Source organism: Alphaproteobacteria bacterium (genome assembly GCA_017308135.1).
Taxonomy (GTDB): Bacteria; Pseudomonadota; Alphaproteobacteria; order CACIAM-22H2; family CACIAM-22H2; genus Tagaea.
On sequence record JAFKFM010000006.1, the window covers coordinates 474,369 to 488,865 of the forward strand.

At 65.5% G+C, this 14,497-nt stretch carries 13 protein-coding genes; 8 read left to right on the forward strand and 5 right to left on the reverse strand.

All coding sequences use genetic code 11. The features are described from left to right. Window positions 1–52: 52 nt before the first annotated feature. Window positions 53–241, forward strand: coding sequence for a twin-arginine translocase TatA/TatE family subunit (tatA, locus tag J0H39_02620; GenBank protein MBN9495624.1), 189 nt, complete (start codon window positions 53–55; stop codon window positions 239–241). Then, complete coding sequence (gene mnmE / locus J0H39_02625; protein MBN9495625.1) at window positions 242–1,579, forward strand: tRNA uridine-5-carboxymethylaminomethyl(34) synthesis GTPase MnmE; 1,338 nt, start codon at window positions 242–244, stop codon at window positions 1,577–1,579. On the opposite strand, the gene J0H39_02630 is transcribed toward mnmE, so the two are convergent. Next, on the reverse strand, window positions 1,580–1,840 hold the full coding sequence (locus tag J0H39_02630) for a hypothetical protein (GenBank protein ID MBN9495626.1): 261 nt from the start codon (window positions 1,838–1,840) through the stop codon (window positions 1,580–1,582). A 246-nt stretch (window positions 1,841–2,086) separates the two neighbouring features. On the opposite strand from J0H39_02630, the gene mnmG reads away from it, so the two are divergent. Genes mnmG through J0H39_02650 form a run of 4 tightly spaced genes read left to right on the forward strand, consistent with a single transcriptional unit; the run spans window position 2,087 to window position 6,283 of the window. Then, a complete protein-coding gene (gene mnmG / locus J0H39_02635) occupies window positions 2,087–3,976 on the forward strand; it encodes a tRNA uridine-5-carboxymethylaminomethyl(34) synthesis enzyme MnmG (protein ID MBN9495627.1) in 1,890 nt (629 codons plus the stop codon). Beyond that, complete coding sequence (rsmG, locus tag J0H39_02640; protein ID MBN9495628.1) at window positions 3,973–4,581, forward strand: 16S rRNA (guanine(527)-N(7))-methyltransferase RsmG; 609 nt, start codon at window positions 3,973–3,975, stop codon at window positions 4,579–4,581. Before mnmG ends, rsmG begins: the two co-directional genes overlap by 4 nt. Continuing rightward, window positions 4,578–5,387 (forward strand): ParA family protein, encoded by an 810-nt coding sequence (locus J0H39_02645; protein ID MBN9495629.1) that lies wholly within the window; start codon window positions 4,578–4,580, stop codon window positions 5,385–5,387. Before rsmG ends, J0H39_02645 begins: the two co-directional genes overlap by 4 nt. Beyond that, window positions 5,384–6,283, forward strand: coding sequence for a ParB/RepB/Spo0J family partition protein (locus J0H39_02650; GenBank protein MBN9495630.1), 900 nt, complete (start codon window positions 5,384–5,386; stop codon window positions 6,281–6,283). The genes J0H39_02645 and J0H39_02650 overlap by 4 nt, the downstream gene beginning before the upstream one ends. Here the strand turns inward: J0H39_02650 and J0H39_02655 are convergent. Continuing rightward, the gene (locus tag J0H39_02655; protein MBN9495631.1) at window positions 6,280–7,278 is read right to left on the reverse strand and encodes a hypothetical protein; all 999 of its coding nucleotides are present in this window, start codon (window positions 7,276–7,278) and stop codon (window positions 6,280–6,282) included. The two genes, J0H39_02650 and J0H39_02655, sit on opposite strands and share 4 nt — an antisense overlap. 260 nt (window positions 7,279–7,538) lie before the next feature. Between J0H39_02655 and J0H39_02660 the strand changes: the two genes are divergently transcribed. Beyond that, entirely contained in the window at window positions 7,539–8,189 is a 651-nt protein-coding gene (locus tag J0H39_02660; GenBank protein MBN9495632.1) for a hypothetical protein, read from the forward strand. A gap of 7 nt (window positions 8,190–8,196) precedes the next feature. On the opposite strand, the gene J0H39_02665 is transcribed toward J0H39_02660, so the two are convergent. Together J0H39_02665 and J0H39_02670 are read right to left on the reverse strand one after the other, a co-directional pair. After that, window positions 8,197–9,177: a transglycosylase SLT domain-containing protein gene (locus tag J0H39_02665; GenBank protein ID MBN9495633.1), complete on the reverse strand. Its 981-nt coding sequence runs from the start codon at window positions 9,175–9,177 to the stop codon at window positions 8,197–8,199. 63 nt (window positions 9,178–9,240) lie between these two features. After that, window positions 9,241–10,281, reverse strand: a complete 1,041-nt coding sequence (locus J0H39_02670; protein ID MBN9495634.1) for a DNA polymerase III subunit delta — start codon at window positions 10,279–10,281, stop codon at window positions 9,241–9,243. 36 nt (window positions 10,282–10,317) lie between these two features. Here J0H39_02670 and J0H39_02675 point away from each other — a divergent pair, with 36 nt between their 5' ends. Continuing rightward, a complete protein-coding gene (locus J0H39_02675; protein ID MBN9495635.1) occupies window positions 10,318–11,919 on the forward strand; it encodes a methyltransferase domain-containing protein in 1,602 nt (533 codons plus the stop codon). 3 nt (window positions 11,920–11,922) lie between these two features. Here J0H39_02675 and J0H39_02680 read toward each other — a convergent pair whose 3' ends face one another. Next, entirely contained in the window at window positions 11,923–14,481 is a 2,559-nt protein-coding gene (locus tag J0H39_02680; GenBank protein MBN9495636.1) for a leucine--tRNA ligase, read from the reverse strand. Window positions 14,482–14,497: the final 16 nt, after the last annotated feature.

Consider the following 14,497-nt stretch of genomic DNA (forward strand, 5'->3'; position numbering starts at 1 on the left):
AGGCCGCGCGATAGTGGGGGTCTTCGGACCCCCTTTTCGCCGGTGTGCGCCCATGTCCCTCGGTCTCCCTGAAATCGCAATTCTGGCGGTGATCGCGCTGCTGCTGTTCGGCGCGGGGCGTATCCCGAAAGCGATGGGCGACCTCGCCGGCGGGATCAAGGCGTTCAAGCGCGGCATGAACGATCAGATGGCCGAGACCAAAGCCGACACGGCCAAGCCGGATTCGGCGCCCAAGGCCTGATTGCCGTCTGAGACGTCAAAAGACACGATCTACGCGCCCGCGACCGCCACCGGCATCGCCGGGGTCGCGGTCGTGCGCGTTTCGGGTCCCCAAGCCGGGGCGGCCTTAACGGCGTTGGGCGGCAAGCGGCCCCTGCCTCGCATGGCAACGCGCGCGCGGTTGATCGATCCAGACGATCGCGCACCACTCGACGACGCGTTGGTGCTGTGGTTCCCCGGCCCCGCGAGTTTCACCGGCGAGGATGTCGCCGAGCTCCATCTTCACGGCAGCCGGGCGGTGATGACCGGCGTGCTCGCGGCGCTTGCCCGCCTGCCGGGGTTGCGGATGGCGCGGCCCGGCGAATTCGCGCGCCGCGCCTATGACGCGGGGAAGCTCGATTTGGCCGAGGTCGAAGCGCTCGCCGATTTGATCGCCGCCGAAACCCGCGAACAGGCCCGCCAGGCTTTGGCGCAATTGGGTGGCGCGTTGGGCGCCCAGGTGGAAGCCTTGCGCGACACCGCGATCAAGCTGCTGGCCCAAGCCGAGGCCGAGATCGATTTCCCCGACGAGGGCGACGTGCCCGGCGGGGCCATTGCGGCGATGAAGGCGCCGATCGAGGCCTTGGCCAAGCGCATCGCAGCGATCCTCGATGACGGCCATCGCGGCGAGATTTTGCGCGACGGGTTTTCGGTCGCGATTCTGGGCCCGCCGAATGCGGGCAAGTCGTCGCTGCTCAATCGGCTGGCCAAGCGCGACGCGGCGATCGTGTCGGAGATCGCGGGCACGACGCGCGACACGATCGAGGTGCGGCTCGACCTAAAGGGCCTGCCGGTCGTGTTGTGGGATACGGCGGGTTTGCGCGGGATCGACGAAGCCGACCCGCATCACGCGATCGAGCGCGAAGGTATGCGCCGCGCGCGCGAACGCGCCGATCAGGCGGATCTGAAACTGCTCGTGCTCGATGCGCGCGAGCCGGCGCCCACGGGCGAGCTTGCCGATCTTGCGCGCGATGCGCTGGTCGTGCTGAACATGGCCGATCTCGCCCCCGCCGTGAAGGGTCTTGCCGTCAGCGCGTTGACCGGGGCGGGCATCGAGGCGTTGGAAAACCAGCTCGCCGCGATCGTCGGCGAACGTCTGGGATCACGCGACGGTGCCGCCCCGCTCGTCACCCGCGCGCGTCATCGCGAGGCGTTGGAGGATGCGCAAGCCGCGTTGTTGCGCGCGCGCGATCTCGACGTGGCGGAGTTGATCGGCGAAGAGCTGCGCGCCTGCCTTGCCGCATTCGGGCGCATCGTCGGGCGCGCGGGCGTCGAAGATGTACTCGACGTATTGTTCGGCGAGTTCTGTATCGGAAAGTGATTAGCGGCTGAGGGCCGGCGAACGCGTGACCGTGCCGAACGGCTTCACCGGTTCGGGCGCGCGCAGCAATTGCTTTTGCTGCAGCTTCAAACGCGAACGCTGATTCCACAGTACCAGCCAGCCGGGCCCGTGTTCGCTCGCGGCCTTGTCATAGGCGGCGGCGGCGGCGGCGAAATCGTTGCTCGCGTAGACCGGCTTGCCCGGCGCGTTGGGTCCGCCATTGGGCGGGTAGAACTGCACGAGATAGGTTTCGTTCGCCATCTTGGGCCTCACGAAAGCGACGAGCAGGGCATGAGGGTTATGCCCTGCGGTGTGGATAAGTTACGGCGATGTGAAAAATTTGTCTTGAGATAACGGTTTGAAACCAGACGATAATTCCGAAATTCGCATTTTGCGAATTTTGCACCTGCGTAAACCCCTTGATATAAAAAGATAATTTTCGCTGTTTCTCGAGAAACAGATTCCTGGATTTGACGGATCGGCCCTAAATCCGTAGGTTCCGCGCCCGTGAGCAATCCCCTTCCCCTTCCGGCCGCACGTTACGACGTCCCCCGCTACGACGTTATCGTCATCGGCGGCGGCCATGCCGGCTGCGAAGCCGCGGCCGCGTCGGCGCGCGCCGGGGCCAAAACGCTGTTGCTGACACTCGACACCGCCAAGATCGGCGAGATGAGCTGCAATCCGGCGATCGGCGGCTTGGGCAAGGGGCACCTTGTCCGCGAGATCGACGCGCTGGACGGCGTGATGGCCCGCGCGATCGACCGCGCCGGGATTCAGTTCCGGATGCTCAACAAATCGAAGGGCCCGGCGGTGCGCGGCCCCCGCTCCCAGGCCGATCGCAAGCTCTATCGCCAGGCGATGCAGGCGATCCTGGCCGATCAGGCCAATCTGGATATCGCCGGTGGCGAGGCTGCCGATCTGGAACTCGACGCCGAGGGCCGCGTCGCCGCCGTGCTGACCGAAGCCGGCCAGCGCATTCCCTGTGGTGCGGTCGTGCTCACCACCGGCACGTTTCTCAACGGCCTGATCCATATTGGCCTCGAAAAGACCCCGGCCGGCCGGGTCGGCGAAAAGCCGAGCCTGGGCCTGTCCAAGACGCTCGCCCGGGCGGGTTTCGCGCTCGGCCGCCTCAAGACCGGTACGCCGCCGCGCCTCGACGGGCGCACAATCGACTGGTCGGGGCTGGAAATGCAGCCGGCCGACGACCCGCCGATCCCGTTTTCGACCCTGACGGCCAAGATCGAGGTGCCGCAGATCGAGTGCGGCGTGACCTATACGTCCGAAGCGACGCATGCGCTGATCCGCGGCAATCTCCACCAGGCGCCGATGTATTCGGGCCAGATCGAATCGACCGGGCCGCGCTATTGCCCGTCGATCGAGGACAAGGTGGTGAAATTCGCCGGCCGCGAGCGTCACCAGATCTTCCTGGAGCCCGAGGGCCTGGATGATCCAACCGTCTACCCGAACGGCATTTCGACCTCCCTGCCGCGCGATATCCAACTTGGAATTCTCAAGACGATTCAGGGGCTTGAGAATTGCGTGATGATCCGGCCGGGCTACGCGATCGAGTATGATTTCGTCGATCCGCGCGAGCTTTACCCGAGCCTGGAGACCAAGCGGGTACCCGGGCTTTATCTCGCCGGGCAGATCAACGGGACGACCGGCTACGAAGAAGCGGCCGCGCAAGGGATCATGGCCGGCTGGAACGCCGCGCGCCGCGCGGGCGGCCAGGAACCGATCCTTTTGGACCGGGCCGAGGCCTATATCGGCGTGATGATCGACGATCTGGTCACGCACGGCACACGCGAGCCCTATCGGATGTTCACCAGCCGGGCCGAGTATCGCCTGTCGCTGCGCGCCGACAACGCCGATCAACGTCTGACCGATAAGGGCATTGCCGCCGGCATCGTCGGTTCGGCGCGCCAAACCGCCTGGGCGGATAAGAAATCGCGCCTCGCGGCGGCGCGGGCGCGGGTTGCGGAACTCGCCGAAAGCCCGCCGAAGCTCGCCAAGCGCGGCTTCGCGGTCAATCAGGACGGCGTCATTCGCGGAATCACCGATTTGCTGCGCCTGCCGGGCATCACCTGGGACCGCGTCGCCGCCGAATGGCCGGAGCTGCGGACCTGGGCGCCGGACGTGGTCGAGCAGATCGAGGTCGACGCGCTGTACCAAGGCTATCTCAGCCGCCAGGAAGCCGAGATCCGCGCCTTCCGCCGCGACGAGGAATTGGCCCTGTCGCCGGACCTCGACTATGCCGCCATCGCCGCTTTGTCGAACGAACTGCGCTCCAAGCTCGCTGCCGTGCGCCCGGCCACGCTGGGCCGGGCCGCGCGCATCCAGGGCATGACACCGGCGGCATTGACCGCCTTGCTCCGCTACGTCAGAAAAGCCGCGTGACCCCCGACGATTTCGCCGCGAAGACCGGTGTTTCTCGAGAAACGATCGAGAAACTTAAGCGATATCAATCGCTTCTCGAAAAATGGCAGGCGAAGATCAATCTCGTCTCGGCCACGACGCTGCCGGAGATTTGGGAGCGGCATTTCTACGATTCCTGGCAGATCGTCCCGCATCTGGGCGATGCGCGCGTGCTGGCCGATATCGGCAGCGGGGCGGGCTTTCCCGGTCTGGTGATCGCAATCTGCCGCCCCGATCTCGAAATCCATTCGGTCGATTCCGACAGCCGCAAGATCGCCTTCCAGATCGATGTCGCGCGCGAGCTCGGCCTCAAGATCAAATTCCACGCCGCGCGCAACGAAGCCTTGGCCGGAAAAATCATGGCCGACGTGATCGCGGCGCGCGCCCTCGCCCCGCTGCCGCAATTGCTCGATTGGGCCACGCCGCTGCTCGTCCCCGGCGGGTTATGCACGTTTCTCAAGGGCGCGACCTATGCGGACGAATTGACCGCAGCGGAAAGCGCGTGGCACATGGATGTGCAGGTCGTTCCCTCGCGCAGCGAGTCCGGCGCCGCCCTGCTCCTGATCCGCGATCCGAAACCGAAATGACCGATCCCGTGAGCAAAGCCCCGCGCATCCTGGCGATCGCCAACCAGAAAGGCGGCGTCGGCAAAACCACGACCGCGATCAATCTCGCCACGGCTTTGGCCGCCGTCGGCAAGAAGGTGCTGGTCGTCGATCTCGATCCGCAGGGCAACGCGTCGACCGGTTTCGGCATCCCGTCGAGCGAGCGTCATGTCGGCACCTACGACGTGCTGATCGGGGACACGGCGCCGATCGAAGCGATTCTGCCGACATTGGTGCCGGGGCTTTCGGTCATGCCGGCGACGACCGATCTGGCCGGTGCCGAACTCGAACTCGTCGACCTCGAGCGGCGCGAATATCGCCTGGCCGAAGCGTTGCGCGATTCGTTGTCGGGCATGGGGCTCGATTACGTGATGATCGACGCCCCGCCGTCGCTCGGCCTACTCACGCTCAACGCGCTGATCGCCGCCGATGCGGTGATCGTGCCGCTGCAATGCGAGTTCTTCGCCCTGGAAGGCTTGGCGCAGCTGATGCGCACGATCGATTTGGTGCGCGGCCGCTTCAACCCACGGTTGAGCCTGCAGGGCGTCGTGCTGACGATGTTCGACAAGCGCAACAACCTGTCGGAATCGGTCGCCGCCGATGTGCGCCAGCATCTGGGCGAAATCGTCTACGAAACCGCGATCCCGCGCAATGTGCGCATTTCCGAAGCGCCCTCGCACGGCAAGCCCGTCCTGCTTTACGACCTGCGCTGCCCCGGCAGTCAGGCTTATGTGATGCTCGCCTCCGAACTCATCCGCCGCGAATCGGCGCTCGCGGAGGCCGCATGAGCCCCGCCGACGCCAAGAAGGGTTTGGGCCGCGGCCTGTCGGCGCTGCTGGGCGACGCCGCCGCGCAAGGCAACGCGCCCGCCGAAGGCCCGCGCGCCGCGCGGTTGATCCCGGTCGCCAAGATCCATCCCGGCAAGTTCCAGCCGCGCCGGCATTTCGCGCCCGACGCGATGGCCGAGCTCGTCGCCTCGATCAAAACCCAAGGCGTGCTCCAGCCCATTCTGGTCCGCCGCGACGCCAAGCATCCCGGCGATTACGAGCTGATCGCGGGCGAACGCCGCTGGCGCGCCGCGCAAGAAGCGTCGCTCCACGAAATCCCGGCGGTGGTGAAGGACCTGTCCGACCGCGAGGCGCTGGAAGCGGCCCTGGTCGAGAATCTTCAGCGCGCCGACCTCAACGCGATCGAAGAAGCGCTTGGCTACAAGCGCCTGCAAGACGAGATGGGTTTCAGCCCCGAGCGCGTGGGCGCGGCCGTCGGCAAGAACCGTACGACGGTGATCAATTCGCTGCGTCTTCTCTCGTTGCCGGAGCCTGCGCGCAAACTGATCGAGACCGGCGTGCTGACCGGGGCCCATGGCCGCGTCGCGCTTTCCGCCCCCGATCCCGGCGCCTTCGCCGAGATCATGGCGCTGGAAGGCCTGACCGTGCGCCAGGCCGAAGCGCGGCTTAAAGCCGGAGCCGATCCCGCGACGGTCAAAACGAAACTGAAGCGCCCGGCCAAGGGCGTGGTGCGCGACGCCGATACGCGCGCGATCGAGAAGCGTCTCGTCGAAGCGCTCGGCATGAATGTCGAGCTCAAGCCGCGCAAGAATGGCGCGGGCGAGCTCGTGCTTCACTATTCCAATCTCGATCAGTTCGACGATTTGTTGTCGCGCCTGGAGCGCGATCCGGGCTAAGCCGTTTTCGCCGATCCGTCCAAACGATCCAGCGTCAGGCGCAGGATCGCGGCTTCGCCATTGATCGCGCGGCTCCACACCCAGCCCGCGATCCCCAGATGGTCGTCGAGCTGGGCGTAGATCTCGAAGCTCGGGCTGTCTTCGGCGAAAGGCGGCTCGTCCACCACGACAAGGAACAGCGCGATCGCCGCGGCGGGCAACGCCGCGAAGGCGCGCCGCGCAGGCCGATAGCGGATCGCGACGGCGAGCAGCAGACTCGCCAGCGACGCGGCATTGGCGATGATCGCCAGCAGCGACACGGTCATCGACATCGGCGGCAGGAACAGCGCCGAGACGGCCTCGCGCAATTGTTCGGGCGACGCGGCCTCGGCGGCGAGCAAGACATGCGCGGCGGCTTGCGGCATCGGCAATCCCATCGCACGCGCGGTTTGCGCCTCGGCGATCTTGGCGCGGATCTGCGCGATTTCCTTTTTGTCGCCGGTCAGACGCGCGGCGAGATTGACCAGCGCCAGACGATTGACGTCGTCGAGGCTGCCGTCGCGGCCTTTGAGTTCGGGATTGTCGATGGCGCCGGCGAACACCGCTTGGCGGTAAAGGCCGAGCAACAGGGCCTCGCGCTGCACCGATTCCGGAATCGAATCGAGCACGCGATCGTAAAGCGTCGACAAGCCGCCGAAGACCAGCGCCCAGAGCACGACGAAGGTCACGGCCAAGCCCCAGCGCACGCGCCGCCAGATCGCCGCGAAGAACGGGCGCAAGACGAACAGCGCCATTCCGAACGCGCCCAGCACCTTCCCGTAGAACACCAGATCGTCGATCCGCGCGCGGTCCGGTTCGGCGGCCGAGGCGGCATCGACCAGATTCAAATTGAACGCGACTTCGAAGCCGACATAGAGCGCCAGCATCACCGCCATCGTTGGCCACGCGAAAGGCCGCGCCAAGCCGTGACTCCGGCCGCGCGTGCGCAACTGCGTCAGGCTTTGGACAATGGGCACGCGGCGCTCCGGCGTCGTTCTATCGGCTACCACCAGAGCATGGTGCGGTGCGAAACGCTGTGACAGGCGTCACGGGTAACACCAGATTGGCTTCGTGTAACACCGCGCTACCGGCAAATTTCGCCCGGCGGCGGCAGGAAATGCCGCCTTGGCTAATTTTCACCGCCGCTAACCCATTGAAAAACCGTCGCGACCCTGTGGCCCGGCGGCTGCAATTAACCTTGCCGAAGTTTGTTTCTTTCCCGTTCGAGGTACCGAATATGGCCCAATCCGCGACCGCCGATCTGCCCCCGCATCAAGGTCTGTTCAATCTGGGCACCGGCCCCAGCGCCCCCGCGCCGAACACGGCCCCGGCCGCCCGCTTTCCCGGTGCGGCCGCGATGGGCCAACGGATCGAGCCGCGCTTGGTCGCGACCAACCCCGCCCCGGCCCCGGTCGCCAAATCGACGACGGCGAGCCAACCGCCGTTGAAGCCCGCTTTGTCGCTCGCCCCGTCGGCCGCCCCGGCCGCGAAGACGATCGCCTTGCCCGGCGGCAACGCCCAGGTACAGCCCAAGCCCGAAGCCGCCCCCAAACGCGTGCAGGCGGATGGCGAGCCGATGAGCCGCGGCCGTTTCCTCAAAACCATCGAGCATCTCGCCAAGACCGAAGAAGCGAAGGCGATCAACGCCGCCGTCGCGCGCGTGAAAGTGCGCGAAGTCGAACTCGCCGTGCAGCACGCCGCCAAGGCGCGCGCGCGCTATCTCGCCAGCGTCGTCGATCTGGGTGCGAACCGCACGCCGTTGACGCGCGCCAACGTCGCCGAGCTCGCCGAGCTGCGCAAAGCGCATGAGGAACTCGAGCAGGGCATCGAAGCGCTGACCAACGCAATCCGCGAAGGCCTGGTCGAAATCAACGGCGTGGGGGAGTGACGACGCTTTACGGGTCGTCCGACCAGAAGCCGAACAGGCCGGGGCCTTGGCGCGTCGGGCCGCCCGACACGACATTGGTCGGGTTGTTCGTCGTGGTCATGGCAAGCGCCATGGGATTGCGCGAAGCACTCGAACCGAACGGCATTCCGCCGCGCAAATTGCCGAGCAGCGGCTCGGCGAGGAGTGCGAACGCCATCACTGTTTCGGCGCGCAAATGCGTGCCTTTCAAACCGAACTGTGCGGCGAGCGCTTGCAGCTGCGGCGGCCAATCGGCCGAAGCCGGACGGCGCGGGGCCAAGCCCGGCGGAGCGGGTGCGGTTTCACGATCCTGCGTATCGACCGTCGCGATTTCCTCGCCCATTTTCTTGGCGAAGAAATCGTAGATCTGGCCGAGCGTGCGCGCGCGTCCGCTCGACGGATCGTAGAACACGCCGCGATTGGCGTTGGCCGCTTCCGGGAACAGCGAGGCGCCGATCTTTTGCGGATCGTTGCGATAATTCTGCAGGAAGCGCGAAGCGCCATTCGCACCCAGAAAATGCGCCAAATAAAGATCGGTCGAGTTGATGCCTGAACCCAACGCGCCCTCGAGCTGCGCGTGATTCGACTTGGTGAACTCGGCCGCCATGGCGCTGGCGATCTTGGGATCGAAACGCAGATCGAGGATTTGGCGGCGCGTCATCGGATCGCGCACGCGCGCGGCTCCGCCGAAATCGTCTTCGATCGAATTGGCGAGATCGCCGATCCCGTATTTGGCACCATGCTGGCGCACGGTGCTGAGCCAAGTGCTTTCGATGAATTGGTAGAGGCCCGAGGCCGACGACGTGCGGGCGCGGATACTCGGATCGAGGCTCGATTCCGTCTGCGCCTTGGCCAGCATGAATTTGAAATCGACGCCGGCGCGTTCGCTCGCTTGGCGAATCGCGTCCACGACTTCTGTGCGGCCGGGGGCGGTCTGCCCCACGCCACGGAAGGGCCCGATCGTCGACATGGGCGGCGATCCTAGCCGAAATCCGTTAATTTTTCGACAAATCCGGTGGAAAGCCGCGCCGGATCAACGCCTTGCACTCTGCGCGGCCATCTGGGCCAGCGCCAGCAGGCAGCGCTGGGCGACCAAATCGGCGGGAATGGCACCCGAGGATTTGCACTGAATTTCGGCCTCGAGCAGACGTTCCAACGCGATCTGGATGCGCGGCAACGGCCAGCGAGTGAGCTGGCTCTTGAACGGCTCTTTCTCTTTCCAGAACACCGGCGGGAACAGCTTGCCCATCGCGGCGTCGCTGTCGAGCCCGTGGCTCATATGCCCGGCGGCGAGTTGCAGGCGCAGGAAATGCCGGCCGAGGGCGCGCAGAATCATGATCGGGCTGCCGCCCTCGCCCTCCAGCTTGGCGAAGGCGCGATCGAGCGAGGCCATGTCGCCGAGCGCGGTGGCGCGCGATAGATCGTCGAGATCGATATCGGCCGAATCGCCGATCAGTGCACGCGCGTCGTCGAGCGTGATCGTCCCGCCTTTGCCCGCGTAAAGCGCCAGCTTGCCGATCTCCGAGCGCGTGATCGCGCGATCGGTGCCGAGACGCCCGGCGAGCCATTCGACCGCATCGGACGAGGCTTTGACGCCCTCCGCCGCCAGCGACTCCGCGATGGTCTTGCCAAGCGACGCGCCCTCGTCGCGATAGCAGGCGATGGCCGCACCGTTCTTCACGGCGGCGGATTCGAACAGCTTGCGCAGTGCCGATTTGGAATCGAGATCGCCCGCCTCGATGATCACGAGGCCATCGCCCTTGGCGTCGTCGAGGAAATTCTTCGCGGCGGCGACGGTCTCCGCCCCCGCCCCGCGCACGCGCACCAGCCGCCGCCCGCCCATCATCGAGATCGACGCGGCTTCGTCGGCGAGGCGGGCGGGATCGTCCTTGAACGCTTCGGGCCCCAGATCGGCGACGCGGAATGGGTCGGAAAGGTCCGGCACGACCGTCTTGCCGATGATTTCGGCGCGTTCGCGCACCAAACCCGCATCCGGCCCGAACAGCAGGATCGCACGGATCCCCGGATCGGGTTTTTTGACGAAGGCCGGAATGGCGCGCGTATCGATTTTCATAGTGCCGGGAGGATAGCAGTTTGCTACTCCCGCTCCATGGAAAAGCCGACAGCCGCCCAGGCCTACGACCACGCGCGCGCCGCCCATGCGCGCGGCGATTTCGACACCGCTCTCGGGGCGTATAATTACGTGCTCGTCGCCGAGCCCGCCCATATGGGCGCACTCGACGGTATGGTCGCGATTCTGGAAATGGCGCGCACGCCCGGCTTCAGCCCGACGCTGGCCGCACTGCTCGAGAAAGCGCTCGCCGCCGAGGGTGCCGAAACCGAAGCCTTGTCGCTGTCGGCGGCCCACCAGCTGATCGTCAAATACCGGATGACCGATCCGGGCCAATCGCCCAGCCGCGATCTGTTGGCGGCGATGGCCAAGGACAAGCTGCTACTGCTGGCGTTGACGCGCACGATTTGCCGCGACCCGCGCTTGGAAGGTTTCATGTTCCGCGTGCGTACGGCGCTGTGCGCGGCCGATGCGCCCGCCGCGTTGTTGCCGCTGGCGATCGCGTTGGCGCATCAAGCCTACAACAACGAATATGTCTGGGCGCAAAACGCAAACGACGCGGCGGCGTTGCCGCTCGATACGTTTGGGCATGCCCGCCGCGCGATGTTCGCCCCCTTGGCGGACGAAGCCGCGAACGATCCGGAACTCGCCGCGCTGGCGCAAGCGACGACCTTGTCGCAAGCGGCTGATCGCGCGGCCGCCGCGCGTATTCCCGAATGGACGTCGATCGGCGACGCGACCAGCCAGGCCGTGCGCGCGATGTACGAGGCGAATCCCTATCCGCGCTGGCTGCGTTTGCGCCGGACGGAGAAGGTCGATATCCGCAAGGCCATCGCCGAACGTTATTTGCCCGGCGAAACCTTGCCGGAATTCGCCACGCCCTTGCGCGTGCTGATGCCGGGGGCGGGGACCGGCCAGCATCCGTTGTCGGTCGCGGCGAATTACACCGATGTCGGCGTCGATGCGGTCGATCTGTCGAAAGCCTCGCTCGGCTATGGCTTGCGCCAGGCCGAAGCGCATGGCGTGACGAACATCAATTTCGTCCAGGCCGATATTCTCGCTTTGCCGAGCCTCGGCTCGACCTGGGGCCATATCGAATCGGTCGGCGTGCTGCACCACATGGCGAGCCCGCGCGCCGGGCTGGAAGCGTTGACGCAAGTGCTTGTCCCCGGCGGATTGATGCGCTTGGCGCTTTATGGCGAACACGGGCGGCGCATCGTGGTCGAAGCGCGCGAGGCGATCGCCAAGCATGGTTATGCGGACGATCCAGCGGGGTTGCGCCGGTTCCGCAGCGACGTGCTGACCGGCAAGCTTGGGCAGACGCTGCAAAAGGAATTGCCGAACTGGCCCGATTTCCATTCGGCGTCGCTGCTGCGCGATCTTTGCTTCCACGTGCAGGAAACGCGCTACGACATTCCGAAGCTCAAAGCGCTGCTCGCCGGATTGCCGCTGCGCTTCCTCGGTTTCGAATTCGTCCGCGGGCGCGTGCAGCAGCAAGATGCCGATGCGCCGGCGTTCCGCGCCTATGCGAAGAAATTCCCGAAGGACAAGGCGATGGCCGATCTCGATCGCTGGGAAGCGCTCGAGAAGGCCGATCCGTCGTTGTTCCCCGGCTACGCGTTCTGGCTGCTGCGCACCTGATCGTCAGACGACGATATTGACGATCTTGTTCTTGACCACGATCAGCTTGCGCACGGGCTTGCCCGCCATCGCGGCCTGAACGGTCGCGATCGCCAACGCGGCTTCGCGCACGTCGTCTTCGCCCGCGTCGCGCTTGGCGTCGATCGTGCCGCGCAGCTTGCCGTTGACCTGCACCGCCAGCGTGATCGTGTCGTCGACCAGCAACGCCGGATCGGCTTTCGGCCACGGCTCCAGCGTTAGCAGCGTGTCGTGGCCCAACGCGGCCCACAACTCCTCGCCCAGATGCGGGATCATCGGGCCGACCAGCTTCACCAGCGCTTCGAAGCCGTTGCGGCGAACCCAATCCGCACCCTCGGCCTTCGGGTCGAGCTCGGCCAGCGCGTTGGTCAGCGTGCGCACTTGCGCGACAGCCACGTTGAAGCGGAAGCCTTCCAGATTTTCCGACACGGCGGCGATGGTCTTATGGACCTGACGCCACGCGGCTTCGACCGCCGGCGCGAAGGCGTTCGGCTTCGCGGCCCCCTTCGCGGCAAAGGGCGTTTCGGGCTCGAAGATCTCGCGCCACAAACGCTGGATGAAGCGGAAGGCGCCATCGACGCCAGCCTCGCTCCATTCCAGATCGCGCTCGGGCGGCGAATCCGACAGCATGAACAGCCGCGCCGTGTCCGCCCCGTATTCGCCGATGATGCGCACCGGGGCGACGACGTTCTTCTTCGACTTGCTCATCACCTCGCGACGGCCGACCGTCACCGGCTTGCCGGTCGCGATCTCGATCACGAGGTCGTCGGATTTGCGCTCGATCTCTTCGGGATAGAGCCACTTGCCGTCCGCACTCTTGTAGCTCTCGTGGCAGACCATGCCTTGGGTGAACAAGCCGGCGAAGGGCTCGCTCAGCTTCACATGGCCGGTCTGCTTCATCGCGCGGGTGAAGAAGCGCGAATAGAGCAGATGCAGAATCGCGTGCTCGACGCCGCCGACATATTGATCGACGCCCATCCAGTAATCGACCGCGTCGTGATCGACCGGCTTGTCGCTGCGCGGCGAGCAGAAGCGCGCGAAATACCACGACGAGTCGACGAAGGTGTCGAACGTGTCGGTCTCGCGGCGCGCAGGCTTCCCGCATTTCGGGCAATCGACATGTTTCCAGGTCGGATGATGATCCAAAGGATTGCCGGGTTTATCGAAGCTGACATCGTCGGGCAGCTTGACCGGCAATTGATCCTTCGGCACGGGCACGACGCCGCAGGAATCGCAATGCACGACCGGGATCGGGCAGCCCCAGTAACGCTGGCGGCTGACCAGCCAATCGCGCAGACGCCACACGGTCGTGGGCTCGCCCGCCCCCAGCGTTTTCAAGCGCTCGCCGACTTTGACCTTGGCGGTTTCAACGTCCAGCCCGTCGAGGAAATCCGAATTGAAGATCGTGCCGGGGCCGACATAGGGCTCCTTCGACACGTCGGCGGCCCCGTCGGGCGCCTTGACGACCGCGACGATCGGCAGACCGTATTTCGACGCGAAATCATGGTCGCGCTGGTCGTGGCCGGGGCAGCCGAAGATGGCACCCGTGCCGTAATCCATCAGCACGAAATTCGCGACCCACACCGGTACTTGTTTGCCGGGGATCAGCGGATGCTGAACCTTCAAGCCGGTGTCGAAGCCGAGCTTCTCCTGCTGCTCGATCGCCACGGCCGACGTGCCCATGCTCTGGCATTTGGCGACGAAGGCGGCGAGTTCAGGGTTCTTCGCCGCCAGTTCCGTCGTCAACGGATGGTCGGGCGACAACGCGACGAACGAAGCGCCGAACAGCGTGTCGGGGCGCGTGGTGAAGACTTGGATCTTGTCGCCGCGGCCGACGACCGGCCAATGGACGTAAGCGCCCGACGATTTGCCGATCCAATTGTCCTGCATCAGCCGGACCTTTTCGGGCCAGCGATTCAGCGTGGAAAGTGCATCGAGCAATTCGTCGGCGTAGTCGGTGATCTTGAAGAACCACTGCGACAGTTTCTTCTTCTCGACGGGGGCGCCGGAGCGCCAGCCCTTGCCGTCGATCACCTGTTCGTTGGCCAGCACGGTGTGGTCCACCGGGTCCCAGTTCACGAACGCCTCTTTGCGGTGGACCAGGCCCGCCGCGAAGAAATCGAGAAACAGGGATTGCTGCTGCGCGTAATAGCCGGGATGGCAGGTCGCGATCTCGCGCGACCAATCCAGCGACAGGCCCATGCGCTTCAACTCGCCGCGCATATTGGCGATGTTGTCGTAGGTCCATTTCGCGGGATGGATCTTCTGGTCGCGCGCGGCGTTTTCCGCCGGCAGGCCGAACGCATCCCAGCCCATCGGGTGCAGCACGTTGTAGCCGAGCGCCCGGCGATGGCGCGCCACGACGTCGCCCAGCGTGTAGTTGCGCACATGGCCCATATGGATGCGTCCCGACGGATAGGGAAACATCTCGAGCACGTAGTATTTCGGGCGCGAATTATCGACGGCCGCGCGGAAGACGCCGTCGTCTTCCCAGCGCTTTTGCCACTTGGCTTCGGATTCGGTGAAATTGTAGCGGCCGGCCATCGTTCGTCGGATTCCC

Coding starts and splice junctions, on each gene's coding strand:
- tatA (MBN9495624.1), top strand. CDS start 53: ATGTCCCTCGGTCTCCCTGAAATCGCAATTCTGGCGGTGATCGCGCTG.
- J0H39_02630 (MBN9495626.1), bottom strand. CDS start 1,840: ATGGCGAACGAAACCTATCTCGTGCAGTTCTACCCGCCCAATGGCGGA.
- J0H39_02645 (MBN9495629.1), top strand. CDS start 4,578: ATGACCGATCCCGTGAGCAAAGCCCCGCGCATCCTGGCGATCGCCAAC.
- J0H39_02650 (MBN9495630.1), top strand. CDS start 5,384: ATGAGCCCCGCCGACGCCAAGAAGGGTTTGGGCCGCGGCCTGTCGGCG.
- J0H39_02660 (MBN9495632.1), top strand. CDS start 7,539: ATGGCCCAATCCGCGACCGCCGATCTGCCCCCGCATCAAGGTCTGTTC.
- J0H39_02665 (MBN9495633.1), bottom strand. CDS start 9,177: ATGTCGACGATCGGGCCCTTCCGTGGCGTGGGGCAGACCGCCCCCGGC.
- J0H39_02670 (MBN9495634.1), bottom strand. CDS start 10,281: ATGAAAATCGATACGCGCGCCATTCCGGCCTTCGTCAAAAAACCCGAT.
- J0H39_02675 (MBN9495635.1), top strand. CDS start 10,318: ATGGAAAAGCCGACAGCCGCCCAGGCCTACGACCACGCGCGCGCCGCC.
- J0H39_02680 (MBN9495636.1), bottom strand. CDS start 14,481: ATGGCCGGCCGCTACAATTTCACCGAATCCGAAGCCAAGTGGCAAAAG.